The sequence below is a fragment of the Alteromonas sp. H02 genome, assembly GCF_059682525.1.
In genome coordinates this window covers 3154302-3174590 of sequence record NZ_CM185021.1, presented here as the reverse complement: position 1 = coordinate 3174590, position 20289 = coordinate 3154302, and the positions used below count along the sequence as shown (strand labels likewise).

Genomic DNA, 20289 nt, shown 5'->3' with positions numbered 1-20289 from the left:
CTACTCCCAGTAGGCCACAGGTTCACCACTGTGGCTCAGTTGATAGTACCGGCGACACAGTTCGCCCAGTACTTTTGATTCAGGATATTGGCTCATTAAGGTTTTATAGGTGTTTAACTGCCACATGGCGCCGGTTTGCCGTGCGGCCAGGCGATGTTCGATAATACCGAGATAATGGTCCCGCTCTTCGCGACTAACACCGATTTTCGCCAGTCCATCGTCGGCCTTACCGATCAGATCAGACAGTATTGTCGTGACCTTATATTCCTTTAACTGATGCTGGTGTTTTTGCGGCCACAGGATTTGAGCGTTCAGACCTGACTGGGCACAGCGGTAAAAGTTGTATTCGGTATAGCGGAATGGCAGGCGCTGTAGATACTCTTCAATGTGATCCGACAGTGCCTCAACCAGGCCAATCTGTAACGCGGCGTTGGCAAGCATATCCTGATTGGTGGGGCCGGCTGGCAGACTGCGGTATTCAATGCGTACGTGGCCGTTTTCACCCGGTTCGAACACCGCGCGGTTCCAGCTCCATACCGTACCGTGATGTAAGTTGAGTTCGGCGAAAGGTTTGCTGGCGCCGTTTAATCGCTCTGCGGTTACCGGCAACACTGCAGGGTACAGGGCCACGCTCTCGGTCAGGCAATCGGCTATGCCATTGCGTAACCAGCCATGACCATAACTCACCCTGGCTGGCTGACGCCACTGGGTGGCATTGGTGTCACGATAATCGATAGCCTGTTTGAACAACGCAATACGCGTTTCCTGCCACAGCCGTTTGCCCATAAAAAACGGCGAGTTTCCGGCCAGAGCCAGCACTAACGGTGAGATAAGCTGCGCGGTGTTATAACAGTCGGTAAACCGGCTGTCTGCGATGCGGTGATGCAATTGAAAAGAGGTGTTAGCGCCTTCCAGCGTGACATCATCACAGGTCGTGCGCACCACATCCTGACCATGAATATCGATGTCAAATGGTCCGCCGCTTTGCTCGCTGAGTTCCTGGGTGAGTGCTTTGTAACGCGGGCGGTTGGTTAAGTAGTCGGCGGTCAGATGACTACCAGTCAGTGTCGGTAATATCCCTATTGCCATGGCGTGGCCATCGAACAGGCTGGTGGTTTGGTCAATCGATCGGCTGGCTTTATCTAATTGTTGCTGAAGCTGCGAGAAGGGCGTACCGGCGGCATTGACCGGCTTAAGATTAAATTCCAGATTGTATTGATTTAATTCTTCCTGAAGACCATCAATGCGAGCTTTATCCAATACCGCTTCAACAATTGGCGCAGGGTTGAACTGGCGGTTGACCAGATAAAATTCTAACTCGGCGCCGAGGCTTACCTCGTCGCGGTTGTAACAATCGCGGCTGAGCTCATGTCTGACCTCGCACAGTTGTGCCTGCACCCGTTGGTCGAACAGTACACGTTGAGCGTCGGTAAAATCATGTTGTTGAAAATTAAGACCCATATATTCTCTGTGTCGGTTACCAATACTAAGTGTAGCTTATCGTTGAGCAGAGTAACGACAGGCGGCAAAATGCTCCTTGATACAGATCAAGCCAGATCACAACTGACGTCAAGGCAAAATAATGTTTGCGGTAAATCAATAATCGTCATGCGCGATTGGTCGGTGGTAATGGCGGTTTGGTCAGTCGTGACTGGATTTATGTGCCCGGTTTGGGTAGCGTAAAGTGAGTGCCAACAATAAATTAAAAAAAACCGGAGGGAATCCCGTTGCGCGTTTATGTTCTGCTAGCCAGCCTGGCGCTGATGGCTGTTTCGCCTGCATGGGCGGAGACCATCGCATCCTTTACCAAAGATATGCAAAAGCAAACGGGGTTTATTCCCGTATATTACAGTAGTGAAGACGATAAGGTTTATCTGCAAATTGAAGCGCTGGATGAGCCGTTGTTATTCCAGTCCAGTCTGCCCCATGGTGTAGGCTCCAATGATATTGGCCTGGATCGCGGCCAATTGGGCGCCACGCGTTTGGTGCAGTTTGAGCGCTACGGCAATAAGCTGCTGCTTAAGCAACTCAACACCGAGTACCGGGCAAGTGCCGATAACCCGGCTGAACGGGCCAGTATTGATGAGGCGTTTGCCGATTCTGTTATTGCCGGCTTCACCATTGAGGCCAGTGATGATGACAGTGTGTTAATCGACTATACCAGTCAGTTGTTGAGCGATATTCACGGCGTCGCCGAACGTTTGAAAGGCCGTCAGCAAGGCAGTTTTAAGGCTGATCCGCAGCGTAGCGGCGTATACCTGCCGCGTACCAAAGCGTTTCCGTTAAATACCGAACTGGAAGCACTGGTTACCTTTGGTGGCAAGGGCACAGGCGCGTATTTACGTCAGGTTACACCGGATGCCGACAGTGTCAGTGTACACATGCACCATTCATTTATTGCCTTACCCGATGATGGCTATGAGCCGCGTGAATTCCATCCGTTTTCTGGTTACTGGAAACACAGCTGGCAGGATTATTCTGCGCCGATTACCGAGCCCTTGGAGCAGGCTTATATTCGCCGTCACCGGCTGGCCAAAAAAGACCCTTCAGCTCCGGTGAGTGAAGCTGTTGAGCCGATTATTTATTACCTCGACCCGGGCATTCCGAAGCCGGTAATGAGCGCCTTACGGGATGGCGCAAGCTGGTGGGATCAGGCGTTTGCCGCAGCAGGCTATAAAAATGCGTTTCAGGTAAAAGTATTGCCCGAAGGTGCCGACCCAATGGACGTGCGTTACAACGTGATCAACTGGGTACACAGAGCCACCCGGGGCTGGTCTTATGGTTCGTCTGTAGTGGATCCGCGCACCGGTGAAATTATTAAAGGCCACGTTACCCTTGGTTCATTGCGGGTCCGTCAGGATTACCTGATAGCGCTGGGATTAACCAGTCCGTTTACCGGTGATAGTGAGGCAACCGAAGAGCAAAAAGAAATGGCGCTGGCACGTATTCGTCAGTTGTCTGCGCATGAGGTAGGCCATACGCTGGGCATTGCACATAACTTTGCTGCCAGCGAAAATGGCCGCGAATCGGTGATGGATTACCCGCATCCGAAAATCGAAATTAAAGGCAATCAGCTGTCGTTAGCTAATGCCTATGATAGCGGCATGGGAGAGTGGGATAACTATGTTATTGCCTACGGTTACCAGGACTTTGGCGAGACTTCCGATAGTGCTGAAGCGCTGCAGACTATGGTGGTTGAAGCTCGCGAGGCCGGACTGAAATACAAGTCTGACGCCGATGCCAGAGCGTCCCGTCACGGCTCATCCGATGGCCATATGTGGGATAACGGGGCTAACCCGTTGGCGGAATATGATCACTTGCTAAAAGTGCGTGATATTGCCCTGGCTAATATGGGGCTGAACACTATTCCTTCGGGCAATAGCCTGTCGTCACTGGAAAATGCGCTGGTGCCAGTTTATCTGTTGCATCGTTATCAGCTTGAAGCCGTGGCCAAGCAGGTGGGAGGTGTGCACTATTTCTATGAGAATAAAGGCGATCTGGATAAACCCATGGGGGTTAAGCTGGTACCTTCAGAAACTCAGGTCGAGGCGATGATGCGTTTAATTGATGCATCGAGTGTAGAGGTGCTTAAGATGCCTGAGCGTCTGTTATCTCTGATTACGCCGCCAACCTTTGCTGAAGCAGAAACCCGTGAGCAGTTTAATGGCCGGTTAGGTCGGGTGTTCGATCCGATTTCTGCTGCCGAGAGTGCCGCGGCATTCAGCCTGGAACTGCTGTTACATCCTGAGCGATTAAATCGCCTGGCTTATCAGCACAGCCGTCAGACCAGCATTCCCGGTGTTGATGATTTGATCCGCAAGATTTTCTCAGTGCATTTTTATCGTCAGCCTGAGCCCAGTGATAATCTGGTGGCCCGCCTGCAAATGGTGGCACTTCAGAGTGTGATGGGCTCATTGCAAAATGATGCGACATCACCGGAAGTGAAGCTGGCGATTACCGCCGAACTGATGACGCTTACAGAGTGGCTGGAAGATGAAGATGAAGTGCCGGGTTACCGGGCGCTGGAGCATTATCTGGATCATTACCTTGAGACCGGCGACTGGCAGATGGACTTTAAAGTGAAGCCTTTGCCACCGGGCTCTCCAATCTGAACCAGCGATTTATTTAAATCGAAAGAGGGCTTTTTAGCCCTCTTTTTTGTTTGCCCAGCGAAGCTGGCAAACCCGTCAGGTTGAAAGAAACCTGAATCACCCTGACTGGGGGGAAGATAATCCGAATGGCAAGGGCGTTGCTGGCCAACGGCAGGGTCCGAAGGAAGTCATAGGAAGTTAGAGGTACACAACGCAAGTGAACCTGATTCGGCAATGCAGGAGGGTAAGCGTGCAAAATAGCGTGAAGCCCGATTCTCAGTCAGTCCTGTATTGTGTTTGAGGGTGGCATTTCTAACAGGGAGCTGGTGCAGTAACTGGGGAAGCCTGACACCGTTATCTGGTGAACAACCAGAAGCATCTGCACGAGAGGCAACTCAAGGTAGGTGTTGGTGCGAGGTGGCAGATGACGCCGTAGTAGTGAGTAAGGTCCGGCCTGAGAAAGCCAGTAATGGTGTGGAGGACAAAACCGGGCTGACCGTCTGCAACATGTCAGATGGGGTCTTTACAGCCAAAAGCTGATAAGGACTGCGAAGGGCGGAAGTACAGGTAAAGTCTGTGATGAGCAGATATTTTTTTTAGTGGTACATGCGCCGATTAGCTATCGGGGTCTTCTTATTTGGCGGCAACGGGAGTTACTGACTGGATAAGAAACCGTACACGGGAGTAGCCTTACTGACGTTAAGTAGATTGCCATTGTGCTAGCACGCTTAACGGTAATGTGAAATACACCAACACGAAGAAAGGATATCGGTCCCCACACAGCGCACATCCTAAGGGGAGAAGATTGCGGGTTTATTATAGTTTGTATGGTCAACTGCTGAGTAAAGCACGGCTGTACAAAGGATTCAAAAAGGTGTTCAAAGCGAAAGGCGCGGCCGGAACAGATGGGCAGAGCCTGAGCGAGTTCGCCTCGGATCTGGATGATAATCTTGAGCAATTACGCCTCGAACTCGAAACCAAACGCTATACACCTCAACCGGTCAGACGGGTGGAAATCCCGAAAGAAGGCGGTGGAATACGGTTATTGGGTATCCCATCGGTACGGGATAGAGTCGTTCAACAAAGTTTGAATGATATCCTGAGTCCCATCTTCGAAGAGCAGTTTCATCCATCAAGCTTTGGTTACCGACCGGGGCGGAGCTGTCACGATGCTATCAATAAAGCCACGATGTTCATCCGACGCTATGAGCGGCCACACGTGGTGGACATGGACCTGTCGAAATGCTTCGATAAGCTGGACCATACGCTTATCATAGAAAGCATTAAAAGGCGGGTGCGTGATGGTAGCGTGCTGCGCTTAATCAGCCAGTTCTTAACAAGTGGGGTGATGGTTGATGGCCATTGGCAGCAGACAGACACAGGCAGTCCGCAAGGTGGAGTGATAAGCCCTCTGATAGCGAACATCTATCTGGATGCGTTTGATAAGGAGATGATGCAACGTGGTCACCGCATAGTGCGCTACGCTGATGATATTCTTATCTTGTGTCGCAGTCGTTCAGCGGCAGAGAATGCGCAACGACAAGCGACACAAATCCTTGAAGGTAAACTGAAGCTGACCGTGAACACAGAAAAAACCCACATTACGCACAGTGATGCGGGAATCAGGTTCCTTGGCGTGGAAATCGGAACGCAACATACCCGAATCCAAGCGAAGAAACTGGTAGTGTTCAAAACGAAGCTAAAGCAGATGACAAAACGCAATGGTGGAAAACCCTTGTACTTGGTCATTAATGCACTGAACCCACTCCTGAGAGGGTTTAGCCAGTACTTCAGGATTGCCAACGCCAGCAGAGCATTCAAACAAATCGCAAGTTGGCTAAGACGTAGACTGCGAAGCGTTCAACTTAAGCTATGGAAGAAGACGAGCCGCCTGCATCGTTGGCTACGACAGCGAGGCTATAAAGGTAAGTTCGCTTACATGAGCATGACGAGTTGGCGTAGCGCAAGAAGCCCGTTAGCAAGCTATGCGATGCCAAACAGCTGGTTCAATGAACTTGGACTGGTGAATCTGGAAGACGTTAGAACGGGGAGTGTGCCCAGCAGATACGCTGGATAAACCAGTACAGGAGCCGTATACGAGGCCCGTACGTACGGTTCTGTGAGAGGGATGAGGCGGTGACGCCTCACCCTACTCGATGTGGTGCGCCGGGCATGGCGCGTAGTGCTTTAGCACTGTTCGACTCACTGTGGTGGTGAGTTGATGACTTGGAGGTGGAAGTCCTCTGCACACCCGGCAAGGGGAAGTGCTAGCCGAACGGCAAGGGTGTTCATCGTGAGGTGAAATCTGAAGGAAGCCGAAGGCAAAATGCTGGCCTGACGAACAGGAAGCGGTTTAGGCGTTGTTGCAGGGTGAGGTGGCCATTATCACTAAAGCCCAATACTTGCACGGAATGCAGCAACGTAGAGCCGACAGGCATAAGCAGGAAGGTCGCGCGAATTACCCCGGGAGGTCTGATATTCTGCTATAGAGCTACTGACATCGCGAGGTGTCGGGATGGAATATCAGAAGTCAGCAGACGCCGTAGTAGTGCTATGAAACCGATAGCACGAAGGGCTGAACCTGTCACGAGCGGCAAGTCACGCGTGCTCTCGCGTTATCGGGACACAAGGCAATGAAGAATCATTGCTCCGGGACAAATATACAAGAAGGGTCGGAAACCTGGGCGGTGTTTGCGGAGTTCTAAACGATAAAGCGGCGACACGATGAACGAAACAGACTCAGGTATTGACTATGGTCAATACAGACAGGAACCGCCGTGGTACGGAACCGTATGCCCGGTGGTGTGAGAGGACGGGAGTTGCGAAACTCCCTCCTACTCGATCTTATTCTTCCTGTTGCCGGGTCAGGTAAAAATACTCGGTGAAGCATTTGTACAGCTGGGTTCCACTGAGCACCGAAGCGGAAGGAAAGTGCAGCATGGGGATCAGATCGCAGGGCGCGACAATGTCGTGGCTTCCCTTGTCATTGTCCAGCTCGTCGATGTTCAGCACACGGGCGAGTAGCTCGCCCTGTTTAATGTGTTGACCTGGCTTGGCGCAATATTCCACCATGCCTCCCCAACTGGTGAACAGAGTTTTATAGTCTTTAAGCGCCACACCGATACGGTCCATTACCGCCGGGCTAACCTGACTTTCGGGTAATAAGCCTTTCACCGTCAGATAACTGATAATGCTGCGGGCATCAATTTCACCTTCGGCAAAATCAATCACTTCCTGACTGCCCATTTCCAGCGTAAACGCCTCGATGCCAAAATCGATATTGCGGTTATCCCGCTGATTTAGGTTATCGGTGAGTGTCCACCAGGGGCAAAAAGTGGCTTCATCCAGGGCGCCGGCAAAAACGTTAGGGATAAATATACAATGAGGAAAGTTAAACGCCTTTGCGCTTTCGCGGGCATACTCCGGAATATAAATGTGGCGGGTTGAAACCGGCCCGTTATGTAAATCCAGCACAAAATCGGCATCCAGCGCCAACTGTTGCAACCGCAGGTTAAGCTGCTGAGCGAGGCCCAGCCCCCAAGGGCTGGCGAGCTTACTGGCGATCGCAGTGCGTAAATGGTCGCGAAAGCGCTGTTTAATTGAAGTTACCGATTCTTCCGCCGTTACTGTGTCAACAAAAGCTGCTATTTGATCGGGGGCGTAATAATACCCGCGATTCCAGTTGGTGCCGTTTACCGGATCAAACCGGCCAAGGGTATATTCTCCGGCTTTAATATTGGTGCCCACCGGATTACAGTTGGGTACCAGCACAATTTCGCCGCAAATGGGCATTGTCTGCAGCCACTGAATAAGGTGATAGATCACCACGTTACCCTGAACTTCGGCACCGTGAATAGAACTTTGAATGTACACTTTGGGCCCTGGCCGCTGCCCTTTAATACAATAGACTGGTACATTCATGCTACGGCCTGATGCATTCTGGGCGACCCGGATATGTTGTTTATTTATCTGATTGAGCATAACGACTCTTTATTTGGTTATTTTTGTGTGTTGGCAAACCGGGCACTGCGGATCGGCAGGCACCGTAAATTGCTGCCAGCTGAGCGACAGGCCGTCGTAAGTGAGTAGCTGGCCCGCGGGCAAAACCTGTTTGCCCATTAGCCATAGCAAGGCAATGTGCGCTTGTTGAGTGCCGATGGTGGCGACTACCGGTGCAAAAATACCGGCTTCCACACAGGACAGCTCTTGTGCGCTGAACAGCCGGGTAATGCACTGATAACAAGGGCTGTGATTAAGCGGATCAACCACCAGCAAATGTCCTTCAAAACGAATGGCAGCACCACTTACCAGCGGCCGCTGCTGCGCGTAACAGATGGCATTAATTTGCTGGCGACTGGCCGCACTATCAGTGCAGTCCAGCACCAGATCATGTTCGTTAATGGCCCGTTGAAGTGCTTCTTCGTCAAGTCTTGTGGTAACCGTATTAATGCGACAATCGGGGTTGAGTTCGTGTAATCTGTCGCGAGCGGCATGTACTTTAAACTGGCCAACCTGAGCGCGGCTAAACAGTAGCTGCCTGGGCAGGTTAGACGCTTCTACCTTATCATCGTCGACCAGGGTAAGCTGGCCTGTACCACTGCTGCATAACAACTGCGCAGCCGGACAACCAAGCCCGCCGACGCCGATGATCAGCACCCGGGCATTGAGTAATGCTTCCTGGCCTTCCAGGTCAATCTGGGGCAGCACAATATGGCGATTATAAGTGACCGCCTGGGGATAGCTGAGCGTATCTGCCATGGTTAGACTTTTATCCTGTTACATTTCAACGCATAATGTACCAATTCGACAGTCCTGTCGCAGCAGATTTTTAAGGACCATCATGACTACCGCTTCCGAATCACTGGCAATTGCTATTTTAACTGTATCAGACACCCGCACACTCGATACCGATACCTCAGGTCAGTACCTGGTTGAGGCCGTTACTGAAGCCGGCCACTCTGTGGCCGACCGCCAACTGGTAATTGATGATATTTACCAGCAACGGGCCATCGTATCGGCGTGGATTGCTGACCCCGCTGTGGAAGCCATTCTGGTAACCGGCGGTACCGGTTTTACCGGCAGAGATTCAACGCCCGAGGCACTTAGCGTTTTGTTTGATAAAACCGTCGATGGCTTTGGCGAATTGTTTCGTTACCTGAGCTTTCAGGAAATTGGTACCTCGACTATTCAGTCGCGGGCACTGGCCGGTTTTGCTAATCGTACTGTTATTTTCTGTCTGCCCGGCTCAACCGGCGCTTGTAAAACGGCATGGCAAGGTATTATCCGTTCACAACTGGATGCCAGCTTTAAGCCATGTAACTTTGTGGGCCATTTAAAAGGCAATCACTAGCTATGCAATTATCTCATGTGAATCAACAGGGCGAAGCCAACATGGTGGATGTCAGCGGTAAAGCGGTAACCACTCGTGAAGCGATTGCCGAAGGCGAGTTACATTTAAGTGCCGAGGCGCTGGCGCAGGTTAAAACTAACAGTGCCGCCAAGGGCGACGTGCTGGCTGTGGCCAGAATTGCCGGTATTCAGGGGGCAAAACAATGTGCCAGCCTGATCCCCTTATGTCACCCCTTAGCGCTGAGTAAAGTGGATATTGAGTTCACGCTTGATGAGCAGAATAACCGCATTATTACTCGTTGCCGCTGCAAGCTGAATGGTCAGACCGGCGTGGAAATGGAAGCGCTGACCGGCGTTAATGTGGCGCTGTTGACCCTGTTTGATATGTGCAAGGCGGTGGATCCGGCTATGATAATGACTAATGTCAGGGTGCTGCTTAAACAGGGCGGTAAGAGTGGTCAGTGGAGTCGTGATGAAGGTTAAATTATTTGCCCAGATCCGGGAAGTCACTGGGACTGAGTCACTGGAAATGGCGGTGCCGGATGATGCCACCATCGAAGGTGTGCGTCAGGCGCTAATGGCTAAAGGCCCGCAGTGGCAACAAGCACTGTCGGCTAACGTGCTCTGCGCCTGCAATCAAACGCTTTGTGATGGCACCATGGTGGTGTCTGAGCAGGATGAAGTGGCGTTCTTTCCACCGGTTACCGGAGGGTAGGATGTTTGCGCGGGTCAGTGAAGCCGATTTTAGCCAACAAGCGCTCTACGATGAGCTTTGCCTTAATAACCAGGCCAGTCAGTCGGGTGCCGTGGTTACCTTTACCGGTCGGGTGAGAGATTACAATGCCGAAGGTGCCATCGACGGCATTGAACTGGAATATTATCCGGGGATGACCGAGTCCGCGTTGCAGCAATTACTGGCGCAGGCAACTACGCGGTTTGGGCTTACTAATGCCGGTATTGTGCACCGCGTAGGCCGGTTGCCGAATCAGGCGCAAATTGTGTGGGTTGGTACTTGTGCAGCACATCGCCAGGATGCTTTTAGTGCGGCGTCGTACATTATGGACATGCTCAAACAATCGGTACCTATCTGGAAAAAAGAATGGGCGGGAGATACCTCAACCTGGGTGGCCGCCAAAGGCACCGACAATGAGGCGGCAATGCGCTGGCTGACTGATGATAAGGATGACTAACTGGCCATGAACCAGATTATGCAGTGTTTGTGGGCAATCGTTATGGCTATGTGCGCAACTCAGATGGCTCATGCTGCGCCATCCATCAATGTAGCTGTAGCGGCAAATTTTGCGGCACCACTGCAAAAGCTGCTGCCGGAATTTGAGGCGGCTAGCGGTATTAACGTGCGGGTAAGTGTTGGCTCGAGTGGCGCTTTATTTGCGCAGATCCAACATGGCGCGCCCTATGATTTATTTTTATCCGCCGACAGTAAACGCCCCCAGGCACTGGTTGCCTCAGGCAGGATAGCGGCGTCCGCCGTGCAGACTTACGCGGTTGGCCATCTGGCGCTGTTGGGCAACATTGATGGTCTCAGCGATCCACGGTTAACGGCGGCAGGTACCAGAGTTGCCATTGCCGAGCCAGACATAGCCCCATACGGACGAGCAGCTAAACAGCTGCTGGAACAGGCCGGATTGTGGGAAAAACTTGCGCCGGGGCTTATTCGCGGGACTAACATTCAACAAACACTGCAATTCTGGCAAACCGGCAATGTGGATGTGGCGTTTATTGCAGCTTCTCAATGTGTTACCTATCAACTAACCTGCCAGACTTTGCCGGATAACTACGCGCCGATTATTCAGCAACTTGCGGTCACCGGTAAGGGTGAATCCTCTATAGCTGCAAAAAAGCTTGCCGCATTCCTGCGCAGCCCCAAAATTCAGTCGCAACTGGCCGAAGCAGGGTATGCGCCGCTCGCGTCTGGCCCCGCTGAGGGAAGACATTAAACGTGGAATTTTCGGCAATCTGGCTTACCCTCAAACTGGCAGGGCTATCAACGTTACTGCTGATGCTGGTTGCCATACCGGTGAGCTGGTGGTTGAGCCGCTGGAACAGCCGCTTTAAGGCAGTAGTGCAGGCCTGTGTGGCATTACCGCTGGTGTTACCACCCACGGTACTGGGTTTTTATTTGCTACTGGCTTTTGCGCCCGACAGCCTGATTGGTGAAATGTGGTTATCCATTACCGGTGAGCGCCTGGCATTCACTTTTGAAGCCCTGGTATTCGGCTCGGTAATTTATTCATTTCCTTTTGCAGTGCAGCCACTGTATGCAGGCTTCGCGCAGTTACACCCCCACTATTTACACACTGCAAAGATGCTCAATTTACCCTGGCACGCGCGTTTGCAACGGGTTGTTTTGCCGGCTGTGAGGCCAAGTTTACTGATTGCTGCCGGGTTGAGTTTTGCCCACACGGTAGGCGAATTTGGTGTGGTACTGATGATTGGTGGCAACATTCCAGGAGAAACAAGAGTAGTGTCTATTGCGCTGTTCGACCAGGTGGAGTCACTCAATTATGGCAGTGCTCACCAGCTGGCTGCCGCGTTACTGGTTTTCTCGCTATTTTTGCTGATTGGCCTTTACTGGCTGCAGGGGCGGCGGAGGCTTAAATGGAATGTCATGTAACGGCTCAGGCCGGTCAGTTTGCGCTGGACATAGCGCTATCGACTGCTGCTGAGCCAAATTGGCTTGGCATCATCGGCCAATCCGGCGCCGGTAAATCTACTTTTTTGCAGGCGCTGGCTGGATTTAACGCTGCGGCCAATGTCACCGGACGCTGGCACAGTAAAGATCTCAATAAGCTTGAAAATGCGGTGCTGGTGAGTGCGCAAACGCCGCTGTTTCCGGCACTCAGCGTGGCAGGCAATCTTGAGCTGGTTGCTTGCCATAATCAGCAACTGGACAATGTTAATACCATAGTGGCATTGTGTGAATGTACTGCACTGATGTCCCGGCAAACCAATGAGCTGTCAGGCGGCGAACTACAACGGGTAAAACTGGCCAGGGCGTTACTGGCAAATCCAGCGCTGTTGCTGCTCGATGAGAGTTTCAGCGCCATGGATCGTGCCCTGCGCTTTGGTATTTTGTATAAACTAAAAGCGTACCTGGGGCAGCACGTCAAAGTGATTATGGTGAGCCATGATATCAACGATATCATAGTGAGTTGCGATCATCTGAGCATCATAGAAAGCGGTCGTTGTGTGGCTTGTGGGCCACTCAGTGAGATGCTTAACCCCGCCAGAGGGCACAAAACCAATGCTTCGTTGCCTTTAATCAGCGTGCTACACGGTGAAATAGAAGAGCGAAATAAAGGGATTAGCCGGATATCCATAGGCGGAAGATCAGTTAAAGTCGTGGATGAATCAGATATTCCGATGGGGCAGTCTGTACGGCTGTTACTTCCTGCCAGTGAAGTAACGCTCGCCACTGAAAATAGTACTGCCTTACACACTAACTGCCTGCAGGGTAGCGTGCAATCGGTGGTACCTTATTCGGCTACACAAAGTGCGGTAAAAATTGCGTGTGAGGGGCAAGAGTTAGCGGCGCTGCTGGATAACTATGACAGTCGAGTCAGTGAGCTGAAGAAAGGACAGTTGGTCTGGGCGTATTTCAGTGGTGAGCAAACGCTGGCCTGAACTGGCGCTGCCTCAGCATGCCTGATTTTGCTGCTCTGTACTGCCTTATAGCCTGGCTTTACCGGCCAGTTTAGCCTCGTAAAGGTACAAGTCGGCTTCACTCAGCAGCTGTTCCAGGCCAGGCGTATTAGTCGGCGGCGATACCACATAGCCGGCACTGATAGTGACTTTCCCCAGCGGGCTGGCTTCATTATCGATTGATAAATTAGCAACGGCGTCTACCATACGCCGGCCGATATTCCGGCATTCTTCCTGTGTGGTGTCGGGCAAGAATACGCTAAATTCCTCGCCACCAAAACGTACAATACTGTCGTGAGGACCGGGCAGTTGATCTTTAAGGGTTTGAGCCACGTCGAACAGACACTTATCTCCAGCTACGTGACCGTAACAGTCGTTGAAGCCCTTAGTAGTCAATATCAATCATGATAACGCCCAGAGTTTTATTCTCCCGGGACAGACGTTTGAGCTGCGTTGGGATTTCGGTAAACAGATAGTAGCGGTTATACAGGGCGGTTAACTGATCTTTGAAAGTCAGTTCGGTTAACAAGTCCAGGCGCAATTTACTTTGCAATAAGTTTTTTACACGGTGTACCAGGGTCGAGGCAACAACCGGCTTTCTGACGTAATCTGACGCTCCGGCCTGCCAGCACTTATTCTGAGTTTCTTCATTGCCGTCACCGGTTATAAATACTATCGGGCAGGCGGATGTATTGCGGTTTTGCTTTAACTGTTGGCAGAGTTCTATGCCATTAATGCCAGGCATATTGATATCGAGAACAATGAGGTCCGGCGGTTGTTTTTCGCAATAATCAATCACCTGTGCCGGGTCGTGAAGAAACGCGCACTGTACGATATCACTTAAAATAGTAGTGATTAACAGGCAACTGGACTGCTCGTCATCAACCACCAGTACTTTGCACTCTGCTAAACCTTTGCTGGCAAAAACAGATGCCTCTAGCGTGGTGTAAGCGGTTGTTTGTGTCATTGGGTTTTTCTATGCTGCTTTGCTGTTGTTCTATGGCAAGCCGGCTGCTTAGCGTTACCTCACCCCTAAGACATCCTGTGTCGGTTGACTTTCCGGCCGCGCTCTGGTCTCTGACTCCGTTTGAGCTTATTTAAGTGTATATCATTACATTAAATTTACAATTTATGACTAACCAAAGTCCTTTTTAGTCATAAATGCCGGGCTCAAACTGTTTATTTTCTGCAAAGGCTCGTAAATACAGAAATCTACACTAGGATTAAAATACCCCGCAAACACAGCGATTAGCTCAGGTTGCTAGTGAGTGGGGCAGACAAAGGCTTCTCAGGGTTACAGCGGTTGAAAAAGATATCAGTCAGGGTGTATGCGCTTATTGCTGCCGTTATCATTATGGTTATTGCAATGATTGCCGATCACAAAATAACCACTTCGTATAATCAGTCCGTGGTGGAAGATGTGCAAATAAACCTACGGGAAATCGAAGCTCTGGTGAAAAATGAATACGATTCCTATCGGGACGATATCTATTTTTTACATGACACTCCGCCCATAAGTGGCTTGACCAGAGCGGCGAAAAATAATGGCATAGACCCGCTTGATGGTACCACCATAGCCAAGTGGCGGAGTCGGTTAACCCAAATTTTTCGCAGTTTTACAGAAAATAACAGTCAGTATTTTCAATTAAGGCTGCTCGATGCCCAGGGCAATGAAACCGTTCGGGTGGAACGTCGGCTCGGGAAAATTTTCGCGGTTGAAACAAGCGATTTACAAGCTAAGGGCGATCGGTATTATTTTACCTCAACAAAGACATTGTCTAAACAGCAGTTATTTGTTTCGCATATTGATTTGAACCATGAATATGGACAAATTGCTTTCCCTCACCAACCCACATTGCGTATAGCGCTGCCGGTATTTTCGGAAAATCAGTTTTTCGGCCAGCTTATTGCCAATATCGATGTGTCTGAATTACTCAGTGAACTGGATGTTCTGGTTGGGGAGCATCTCACCATTATCCTCACCGACAAAGAGCAATATTTTGTTAAACATCCGGATAAATCTCTGCAATTCAGCCGGGATCTGGCGCCGGAGAAAACGTTTAACAGTGAATACGAGGTGATAGCCTCAGAAATAGCCGAATTAAACCGTTATGTTCAAAAAGGGGGAGGTCAGTCTGCGCTGGGCCTATCTCGCGATATCTTTGTGTCTGCAGGCAAAACCGGTTTTTTACACGCCTATGTGCTGGTTAATCAAGATCATTACCAAAATCAACTGGCTGGCCGACGCTTAGAGTCGATGGCGGGCTTAGGCGCCGTCTTGTTAGTGTCTTTGCTGGCACTTCGATACCTGGGGGCTAACAATCACCGCTTGTCAAAACTGCTGGTAGCGGCTGAAGAAGCTAAAGCGGCTGTTGATGTCGCGGAAGATGCGGTGATTACCGTTAACCATGAATGGCACATCACTAGCTACAATCAAGCCTTTGTGCATATGTTTTTATTACAGAAACAGGAAATCAGCGGCCAGAAAATAACCGAGTTACTTGCTCAGATAGGGGGAGAGGAAGTCGCTGAGGTCCTGCTTTCACGCCTTGGTACCGGGGTGAATGGTGTGGAATGGCAGCAGCAGATCCAGGGAGGAAGAAACATGTGGTTTCATTGCAAGGTTAATATCATCGATAACCCTCAGGCAAAAGCCGCCTATGCCATTGTTATTCGTGATATTACTGCGGAAAAAGAAAGTCTGCTAATGGTGGCCGAAAACAACCAGAAATTAGAAAAACAGGTGGCAGATCGTACCGAGGAGCTCAGAAAATCCCGCGACGAAGCGGTGGAATTGAGTCAGCTGAAAAGTAACTTTATATCAACCATCAGCCATGAAATGCGCACGCCGCTAAATGGAATTGTCGGCGCTACCACGTTATTGCGAAGTGAGTCACTGAATGCCAAACAGGCAAAACTGCTTGATATGGCCCAGAGCAGTGTTGATACACTTCAGCGACTGATAAATGATGTGCTTGATTTATCTAAAATTGAGGCCGGGAAGCTGGAATTAAACTTTCGCAATTTTAACCCCGAGGCGTTGATTGAAGGGATTACAAGTACCATGTCGGTGGTGGCCAATCAAAAAGGGATTGGTTTTTATATCGATACCAGTCAACTTAACTTTAGTTTGATTCACAGCGATCCGCACCGGCTTACCCAGGTTATCAACAACGTACTTAATAATGCGATTAAATTTACCAGTGAAGGCTATGTACTGTTGACCTGTAGGGGGGAGGGGGAAGACAACGAGGCTCGTCTGATTATTGAAGTTACTGATACCGGTAAGGGCATAGCAAGTGATCAGATAGATAAGCTATTTACGGCGTTTAATCAGGCTGATAAAACCATTGCCGCCAGCTATGGCGGAACCGGGTTAGGATTGTCAATTTGTCGGGAGATACTGACTTTGCTTAACGGTTCCATAACGGTTACGTCTGAGGAAGGCGCTTGTGCTTCCTTTACAATCACAGTCCCGCTCAAATTATGGCAGGTCAGAGAAGAAAATAAATCCCGATTAGCGGGCGCCTGTGTCGGGATGATGGTTTCCAGAGAGCCGCTTGACAAAGTGCTGCAACAACTACTTGTGTGCAACGGTGCTTCACCCGTTGTTTACCACCGTCCGATGTCATTGGCAGAAGTGCAATCCTGTGGTTATTTGTTTGTTGAACGGGGGAGTGCCTATTATTCGGTATTTGCTGAGCACTGGCGGCAATGGGTGGCAAACACTGAGCGCCTGCCGTCGCTGTTCGTGATAAGTCAATCTGCTGCAGATGAAAGTACTATGCTGGAGCAGGCTACAGTGCTGACGGAGCCGTTATACCGCTCGGTTTTTCTTTCCAATGTGGTTGATAGCAGAGCGAAACAGACGTCATTATCGGTTCAAACTTCTGACAGCCGGCGCAGTTCAGACGTGCGTAGTGACCATTCCAGGCCTGCGGTAGATATTAGTGCGCAGCATTTTTTAATTGTCGATGATAACGAGATTAACCGTCAGGTAGCTGAGTTTATTTTCGAGCCCTACGGGCCAACGGTGTTCAGCGCCGTTAACGGTGCGGATGCCATTGAACAATTACGCAATAACCCGGATATCAATCTGGTTTTAATGGATTGCAATATGCCGGTGCTAAATGGTTACGATGCCACCCGAGCGATACGGGGCGGACAAGCTGGCGAAGGCCACCGGGATATTCCGATTATTGCGATGACGGCTAACGCTCTGAAAGGCGAGAGCCAAAAATGCTATGAGGCTGGTATGAATAATTACCTGACCAAACCCATTGATGCCGGTGAGTTCATCGAAAAAGTAACTGACAGCCTCAGCTCAGCTAAGGTGTCTAAGATGCCGAAGCAAACCCATGGAGAACCTGCGCAGGCTATCTGGCAGTGTGAAGAAGCGCTGGAGCGTCTGGACAACAATAAGGCGTTACTCAAAAAACTGCTATCACTGTTTACTAATGAAAGTCATGAAAAACAAGAAACACTCGCGCAGGCAATTGCCGCTGAAGACAGGGAAAAAGTGCGCTTCATAGCCCATGCTTTTAAGGGGAACGCCGGTGATGTGGGCGCTAACACGCTTAAAGAAATGCTGAATGAGCTGGAATATCAGGCGAAAACTGCGACAAAAGACGACATGCTGGCGATTTACGAGCGTATCGTTCTGCAGTTGCCAGCACTGATATCGCAATTTGAACAATTTATCAAAGAGAGTTAATTATCAATGTCAATAAATTGTCATACGTCAAAATAATGACTACTAAAGTTGTATGGCGCTTTGTTAAAAGAACGTATATAACTTAACAAGAAAGTGGTTTCGGAGTAGCATGGTGAAACACATCGACCAGTGTTCAGTGTTAGTTGTCGATGATGATGAAATTACCCGACTAATGCTGATAGCGGTATTAAGCGACATCTGTCATTGTGAAGCGGCAGGTAATGCTCAGGAAGCCTTTAATTTTCTGGCAGTTCATCCGGTTGATTTGATTGTGCTGGATATTCAGATGCCGGATATGTCAGGTCTGGAATTCTGCGAAAAAGTCCGTTCTAATAACAACTTTGTTAAAATCCCCATTTTATTTATTACCTCTTCGGTTGAGCGCAATATTCAGGAAGCCTGCTGGATTGCTGGTGGTAATGACTTTGTGAAAAAGCCGGTTATCAGCAATACCCTCAAGCAGCGTGCTGAAAACTTACTGAAGAGCAAAATTATTGCTGATTTCATGTTTCATACTGGTTATGACGATCCGCTTACCGGTATGAAGACCGAACATTATTTAATGAAGGAAGTTAGCGAGCATCTGCAGTACTGCCAAATCAATAATCAGCCGTTTTCAATGCTGTTGATAAAAATTGCCGGTATTCACGATATCAACGAGCATCAGGGATTCCATCAGGGCAATCAGGCTATTCAGGCGGTTGCCCGGGTAATTGAGGGGCAACTTAATATACCGCTGGCCAAGTGCTGTCGGATCAGTGGCGCCACCTTTGCCATCAGTCTACCGAATGTTAGTGAACAGCAAGGGCTTAGCTTCGCGGGCAAAATAAATGAGGCAATGGGCAATTATCTGTTCAGCAGTGGTACAAAATTACCGCTAAATATTCGCTTTAAGTCATCCATAGCCAGTTGTGATGGCAATAGCGGCTACAACATGGATGAATTGATGGGCCAGTGCCATGCGTCACTGGCTGCTAATCCGGTTGGCAGTTATTTAAAGCCCGGCGGAGCAGGCTAAATTACCCGTGAATATCGACGCTGGTGTACCTGCCTGGCCAGGTAGGCGTCGAAAGACATACTGATGATGCGGATCAGTAAGCGCGCTTTTGGGGCTACCCGGATATGCTGCGCGGTGACCGATACCTGTCCATCGTCAATAAAGGGATCCAAAGCGGCAATGGCATCGGCAAAGTAGTTGTTAAAATCAATCTCCCACTCTGATTCTATATCGCAAATAGCCAGGTTCAGGTTGCACATCAGTTGCATAATGACCTGTCTGCGCAGCATGTCATCGCGGTTCAATAACACACCTTTGGTCGTAAGGCTCGCAGGTGCATCCAGCGCTGCGTAATAATCGTTTAGGGTTTTAGGGTTCTGGCCGTACATATTGTAAACGGCTGAGATAGACGAAACACCCAAACCGAGCAGGTCGAGATCCCCCCGGGTGGTGTAGCCCTGAAAGTTACGGTGCAGCTCACCCTGACGTTGAGCGACGGCAAGTTCGTCGTCGGCTTTAGCAAAATGATCCATGCCAATCAGTTCGTAACCTACCTCACTCAGGGTGGCCATGGCCTGTTTCATTAATGCCAGTTTAAGCTCAGCAGAAGGTAACCATTCGTCTTTAATTTTACGCTGCGCCGCAAAACGCTCCGGCAGGTGTGCGTAGCTAAACAGTGAAACCCGCTCCGGCTCCATCGCTTTTACTGCCGCCAGGGTGGTCTTAAAGGTTTCCTCGGATTGATGTGGCAAACCATAAATGAGGTCGAGGTTAACCGATTCAAAGCCAACGTGTCTGGCATGATCTACCAGACTGGCTATATGGGACGTACTCTGAACCCGGTTAATCGCTTGTTGAACGTTATAGTCGGTGTCCTGTACACCAATGCTGATTCGGCGGTAGCCCACGCTGGCAAGGGCGCTGATGTAGTCGGTGTCGACTGTGCGGGGATCTATTTCGATACTGCACTGCGCATCGTCCGCAAAGTTGAAGGCGTCTCTTAGCAATTGCATTAAACGCTGATGTTGCTCAGGAGAAAGAAAGCTCGGTGAGCCGCCGCCAAGGTGTAACTGCCGTACTGTGTAATGGCCGAAAGCGGCTGCGCGCAGAACAATTTCTTTACTCAGATAATCCAGATAACGGTCTGCCTTATCGGCGTGACGGGTAACGACCTTATTGCAACCACAGTAATAGCACAGTGAATGACAGAACGGGATATGCACGTATAACGACAAATCCTGCGCAGGACTGGTTTGCGCGGCCGTTAGCAGGGTGGCATCACTCACATCGTTATTGAATTCCAGAGCGGTAGGGTACGAAGTGTATCTCGGGCCGTTGATGTTGTATTTATTAAGTAGCGCCGGGTCAAAAAAATCGATAGTTTGCATAGCCTGAATTCATCTGTTTTTCGTTATGGGAACCGGATAGTTCCTGATAAGCCATAGCATACAGACTCTGAGCAAAGACGATTTGAT

The 20289-nt window shown here is 50.0% G+C and carries 17 protein-coding genes; 11 read left to right on the top strand and 6 right to left on the bottom strand.

Annotated elements, in window-relative coordinates; genetic code table 11:
* Positions 1 to 1461 (bottom strand): glutamate-cysteine ligase family protein, encoded by a 1461-nt coding sequence (locus AC566Q_RS14665; protein WP_105934202.1) that lies wholly within the window; start codon positions 1459 to 1461, stop codon positions 1 to 3.
* 302 nt (positions 1462 to 1763) lie between these two features.
* On the opposite strand from AC566Q_RS14665, the gene AC566Q_RS14660 reads away from it, so the two are divergent.
* Positions 1764 to 4112 carry a zinc-dependent metalloprotease gene (locus AC566Q_RS14660; RefSeq protein WP_499617519.1) on the top strand — a complete coding sequence of 783 codons (2349 nt, stop codon included), beginning with the start codon at positions 1764 to 1766 and terminating at the stop codon, positions 4110 to 4112.
* Positions 4113 to 4896: 784 nt separating this feature from the next.
* Positions 4897 to 6168, top strand: a complete 1272-nt coding sequence (gene ltrA, locus AC566Q_RS14655) for a group II intron reverse transcriptase/maturase (RefSeq protein ID WP_499607481.1) — start codon at positions 4897 to 4899, stop codon at positions 6166 to 6168.
* Positions 6169 to 6935: 767 nt separating this feature from the next.
* On the opposite strand, the gene AC566Q_RS14650 is transcribed toward ltrA, so the two are convergent.
* Positions 6936 to 8072 (bottom strand): M14 family metallopeptidase, encoded by a 1137-nt coding sequence (locus AC566Q_RS14650; RefSeq protein ID WP_499607478.1) that lies wholly within the window; start codon positions 8070 to 8072, stop codon positions 6936 to 6938.
* A gap of 9 nt (positions 8073 to 8081) precedes the next feature.
* Positions 8082 to 8849 (bottom strand): HesA/MoeB/ThiF family protein, encoded by a 768-nt coding sequence (locus tag AC566Q_RS14645; RefSeq protein ID WP_499607476.1) that lies wholly within the window; start codon positions 8847 to 8849, stop codon positions 8082 to 8084.
* Positions 8850 to 8931: 82 nt separating this feature from the next.
* Between AC566Q_RS14645 and moaB the strand changes: the two genes are divergently transcribed.
* From moaB to AC566Q_RS14610, 7 genes are read left to right on the top strand one after another with little or no spacing between them, the layout of a single operon-like run.
* Complete coding sequence (moaB, locus tag AC566Q_RS14640) at positions 8932 to 9441, top strand: molybdenum cofactor biosynthesis protein B (RefSeq protein ID WP_279319310.1); 510 nt, start codon at positions 8932 to 8934, stop codon at positions 9439 to 9441.
* A gap of 2 nt (positions 9442 to 9443) precedes the next feature.
* A complete protein-coding gene (gene moaC / locus AC566Q_RS14635) occupies positions 9444 to 9923 on the top strand; it encodes a cyclic pyranopterin monophosphate synthase MoaC (RefSeq protein ID WP_105935090.1) in 480 nt (159 codons plus the stop codon).
* Complete coding sequence (moaD, locus tag AC566Q_RS14630) at positions 9913 to 10155, top strand: molybdopterin converting factor subunit 1 (protein WP_205664773.1); 243 nt, start codon at positions 9913 to 9915, stop codon at positions 10153 to 10155. The genes moaC and moaD overlap by 11 nt, the downstream gene beginning before the upstream one ends.
* A 1-nt stretch (position 10156) precedes the next feature.
* Positions 10157 to 10630 carry a molybdenum cofactor biosynthesis protein MoaE gene (locus tag AC566Q_RS14625; RefSeq protein WP_105935092.1) on the top strand — a complete coding sequence of 158 codons (474 nt, stop codon included), beginning with the start codon at positions 10157 to 10159 and terminating at the stop codon, positions 10628 to 10630.
* A gap of 6 nt (positions 10631 to 10636) precedes the next feature.
* On the top strand, positions 10637 to 11398 hold the full coding sequence (gene modA, locus AC566Q_RS14620; RefSeq protein WP_105935093.1) for a molybdate ABC transporter substrate-binding protein: 762 nt from the start codon (positions 10637 to 10639) through the stop codon (positions 11396 to 11398).
* A gap of 2 nt (positions 11399 to 11400) precedes the next feature.
* Positions 11401 to 12075, top strand: coding sequence for a molybdate ABC transporter permease subunit (gene modB, locus AC566Q_RS14615; protein ID WP_499607470.1), 675 nt, complete (start codon positions 11401 to 11403; stop codon positions 12073 to 12075).
* Positions 12060 to 13085: an ATP-binding cassette domain-containing protein gene (locus tag AC566Q_RS14610; protein ID WP_499607467.1), complete on the top strand. Its 1026-nt coding sequence runs from the start codon at positions 12060 to 12062 to the stop codon at positions 13083 to 13085. The genes modB and AC566Q_RS14610 overlap by 16 nt, the downstream gene beginning before the upstream one ends.
* A 45-nt stretch (positions 13086 to 13130) precedes the next feature.
* Here the strand turns inward: AC566Q_RS14610 and AC566Q_RS14605 are convergent, their stop codons facing one another.
* Positions 13131 to 13499, bottom strand: coding sequence for a GGDEF domain-containing protein (locus AC566Q_RS14605; RefSeq protein ID WP_499607464.1), 369 nt, complete (start codon positions 13497 to 13499; stop codon positions 13131 to 13133).
* On the bottom strand, positions 13489 to 14070 hold the full coding sequence (locus tag AC566Q_RS14600) for a GGDEF domain-containing response regulator (protein WP_499607461.1): 582 nt from the start codon (positions 14068 to 14070) through the stop codon (positions 13489 to 13491). The genes AC566Q_RS14605 and AC566Q_RS14600 overlap by 11 nt, the downstream gene beginning before the upstream one ends.
* A 336-nt stretch (positions 14071 to 14406) precedes the next feature.
* Between AC566Q_RS14600 and AC566Q_RS14595 the strand changes: the two genes are divergently transcribed.
* Both AC566Q_RS14595 and AC566Q_RS14590 read left to right on the top strand, forming a co-directional pair.
* The gene (locus tag AC566Q_RS14595; RefSeq protein WP_499607459.1) at positions 14407 to 17817 is read left to right on the top strand and encodes an ATP-binding protein; all 3411 of its coding nucleotides are present in this window, start codon (positions 14407 to 14409) and stop codon (positions 17815 to 17817) included.
* A gap of 109 nt (positions 17818 to 17926) precedes the next feature.
* The gene (locus tag AC566Q_RS14590; RefSeq protein ID WP_499607456.1) at positions 17927 to 18835 is read left to right on the top strand and encodes a diguanylate cyclase response regulator; all 909 of its coding nucleotides are present in this window, start codon (positions 17927 to 17929) and stop codon (positions 18833 to 18835) included.
* Here the strand turns inward: AC566Q_RS14590 and hemN are convergent.
* Positions 18832 to 20202, bottom strand: coding sequence for an oxygen-independent coproporphyrinogen III oxidase (gene hemN, locus AC566Q_RS14585; protein WP_105935403.1), 1371 nt, complete (start codon positions 20200 to 20202; stop codon positions 18832 to 18834). The genes AC566Q_RS14590 and hemN overlap by 4 nt on opposite strands.
* Between the last annotated feature and the right edge of the window lie 87 nt (positions 20203 to 20289).

Excerpts from the sequence above, each read along its gene's own strand:
- AC566Q_RS14665 (WP_105934202.1), bottom strand. The coding sequence starts at position 1,461 with ATGGGTCTTAATTTTCAACAACATGATTTTACCGACGCTCAACGTGTA.
- AC566Q_RS14660 (WP_499617519.1), top strand. The coding sequence starts at position 1,764 with ATGGCTGTTTCGCCTGCATGGGCGGAGACCATCGCATCCTTTACCAAA.
- AC566Q_RS14650 (WP_499607478.1), bottom strand. The coding sequence starts at position 8,072 with ATGCTCAATCAGATAAATAAACAACATATCCGGGTCGCCCAGAATGCA.
- AC566Q_RS14645 (WP_499607476.1), bottom strand. The coding sequence starts at position 8,849 with ATGGCAGATACGCTCAGCTATCCCCAGGCGGTCACTTATAATCGCCAT.
- moaB (WP_279319310.1), top strand. The coding sequence starts at position 8,932 with ATGACTACCGCTTCCGAATCACTGGCAATTGCTATTTTAACTGTATCA.
- moaC (WP_105935090.1), top strand. The coding sequence starts at position 9,444 with ATGCAATTATCTCATGTGAATCAACAGGGCGAAGCCAACATGGTGGAT.
- moaD (WP_205664773.1), top strand. The coding sequence starts at position 9,913 with ATGAAGGTTAAATTATTTGCCCAGATCCGGGAAGTCACTGGGACTGAG.
- AC566Q_RS14625 (WP_105935092.1), top strand. The coding sequence starts at position 10,157 with ATGTTTGCGCGGGTCAGTGAAGCCGATTTTAGCCAACAAGCGCTCTAC.
- modA (WP_105935093.1), top strand. The coding sequence starts at position 10,637 with ATGAACCAGATTATGCAGTGTTTGTGGGCAATCGTTATGGCTATGTGC.
- AC566Q_RS14610 (WP_499607467.1), top strand. The coding sequence starts at position 12,060 with ATGGAATGTCATGTAACGGCTCAGGCCGGTCAGTTTGCGCTGGACATA.
- AC566Q_RS14600 (WP_499607461.1), bottom strand. The coding sequence starts at position 14,070 with ATGACACAAACAACCGCTTACACCACGCTAGAGGCATCTGTTTTTGCC.
- AC566Q_RS14590 (WP_499607456.1), top strand. The coding sequence starts at position 17,927 with ATGGTGAAACACATCGACCAGTGTTCAGTGTTAGTTGTCGATGATGAT.
- hemN (WP_105935403.1), bottom strand. The coding sequence starts at position 20,202 with ATGCAAACTATCGATTTTTTTGACCCGGCGCTACTTAATAAATACAAC.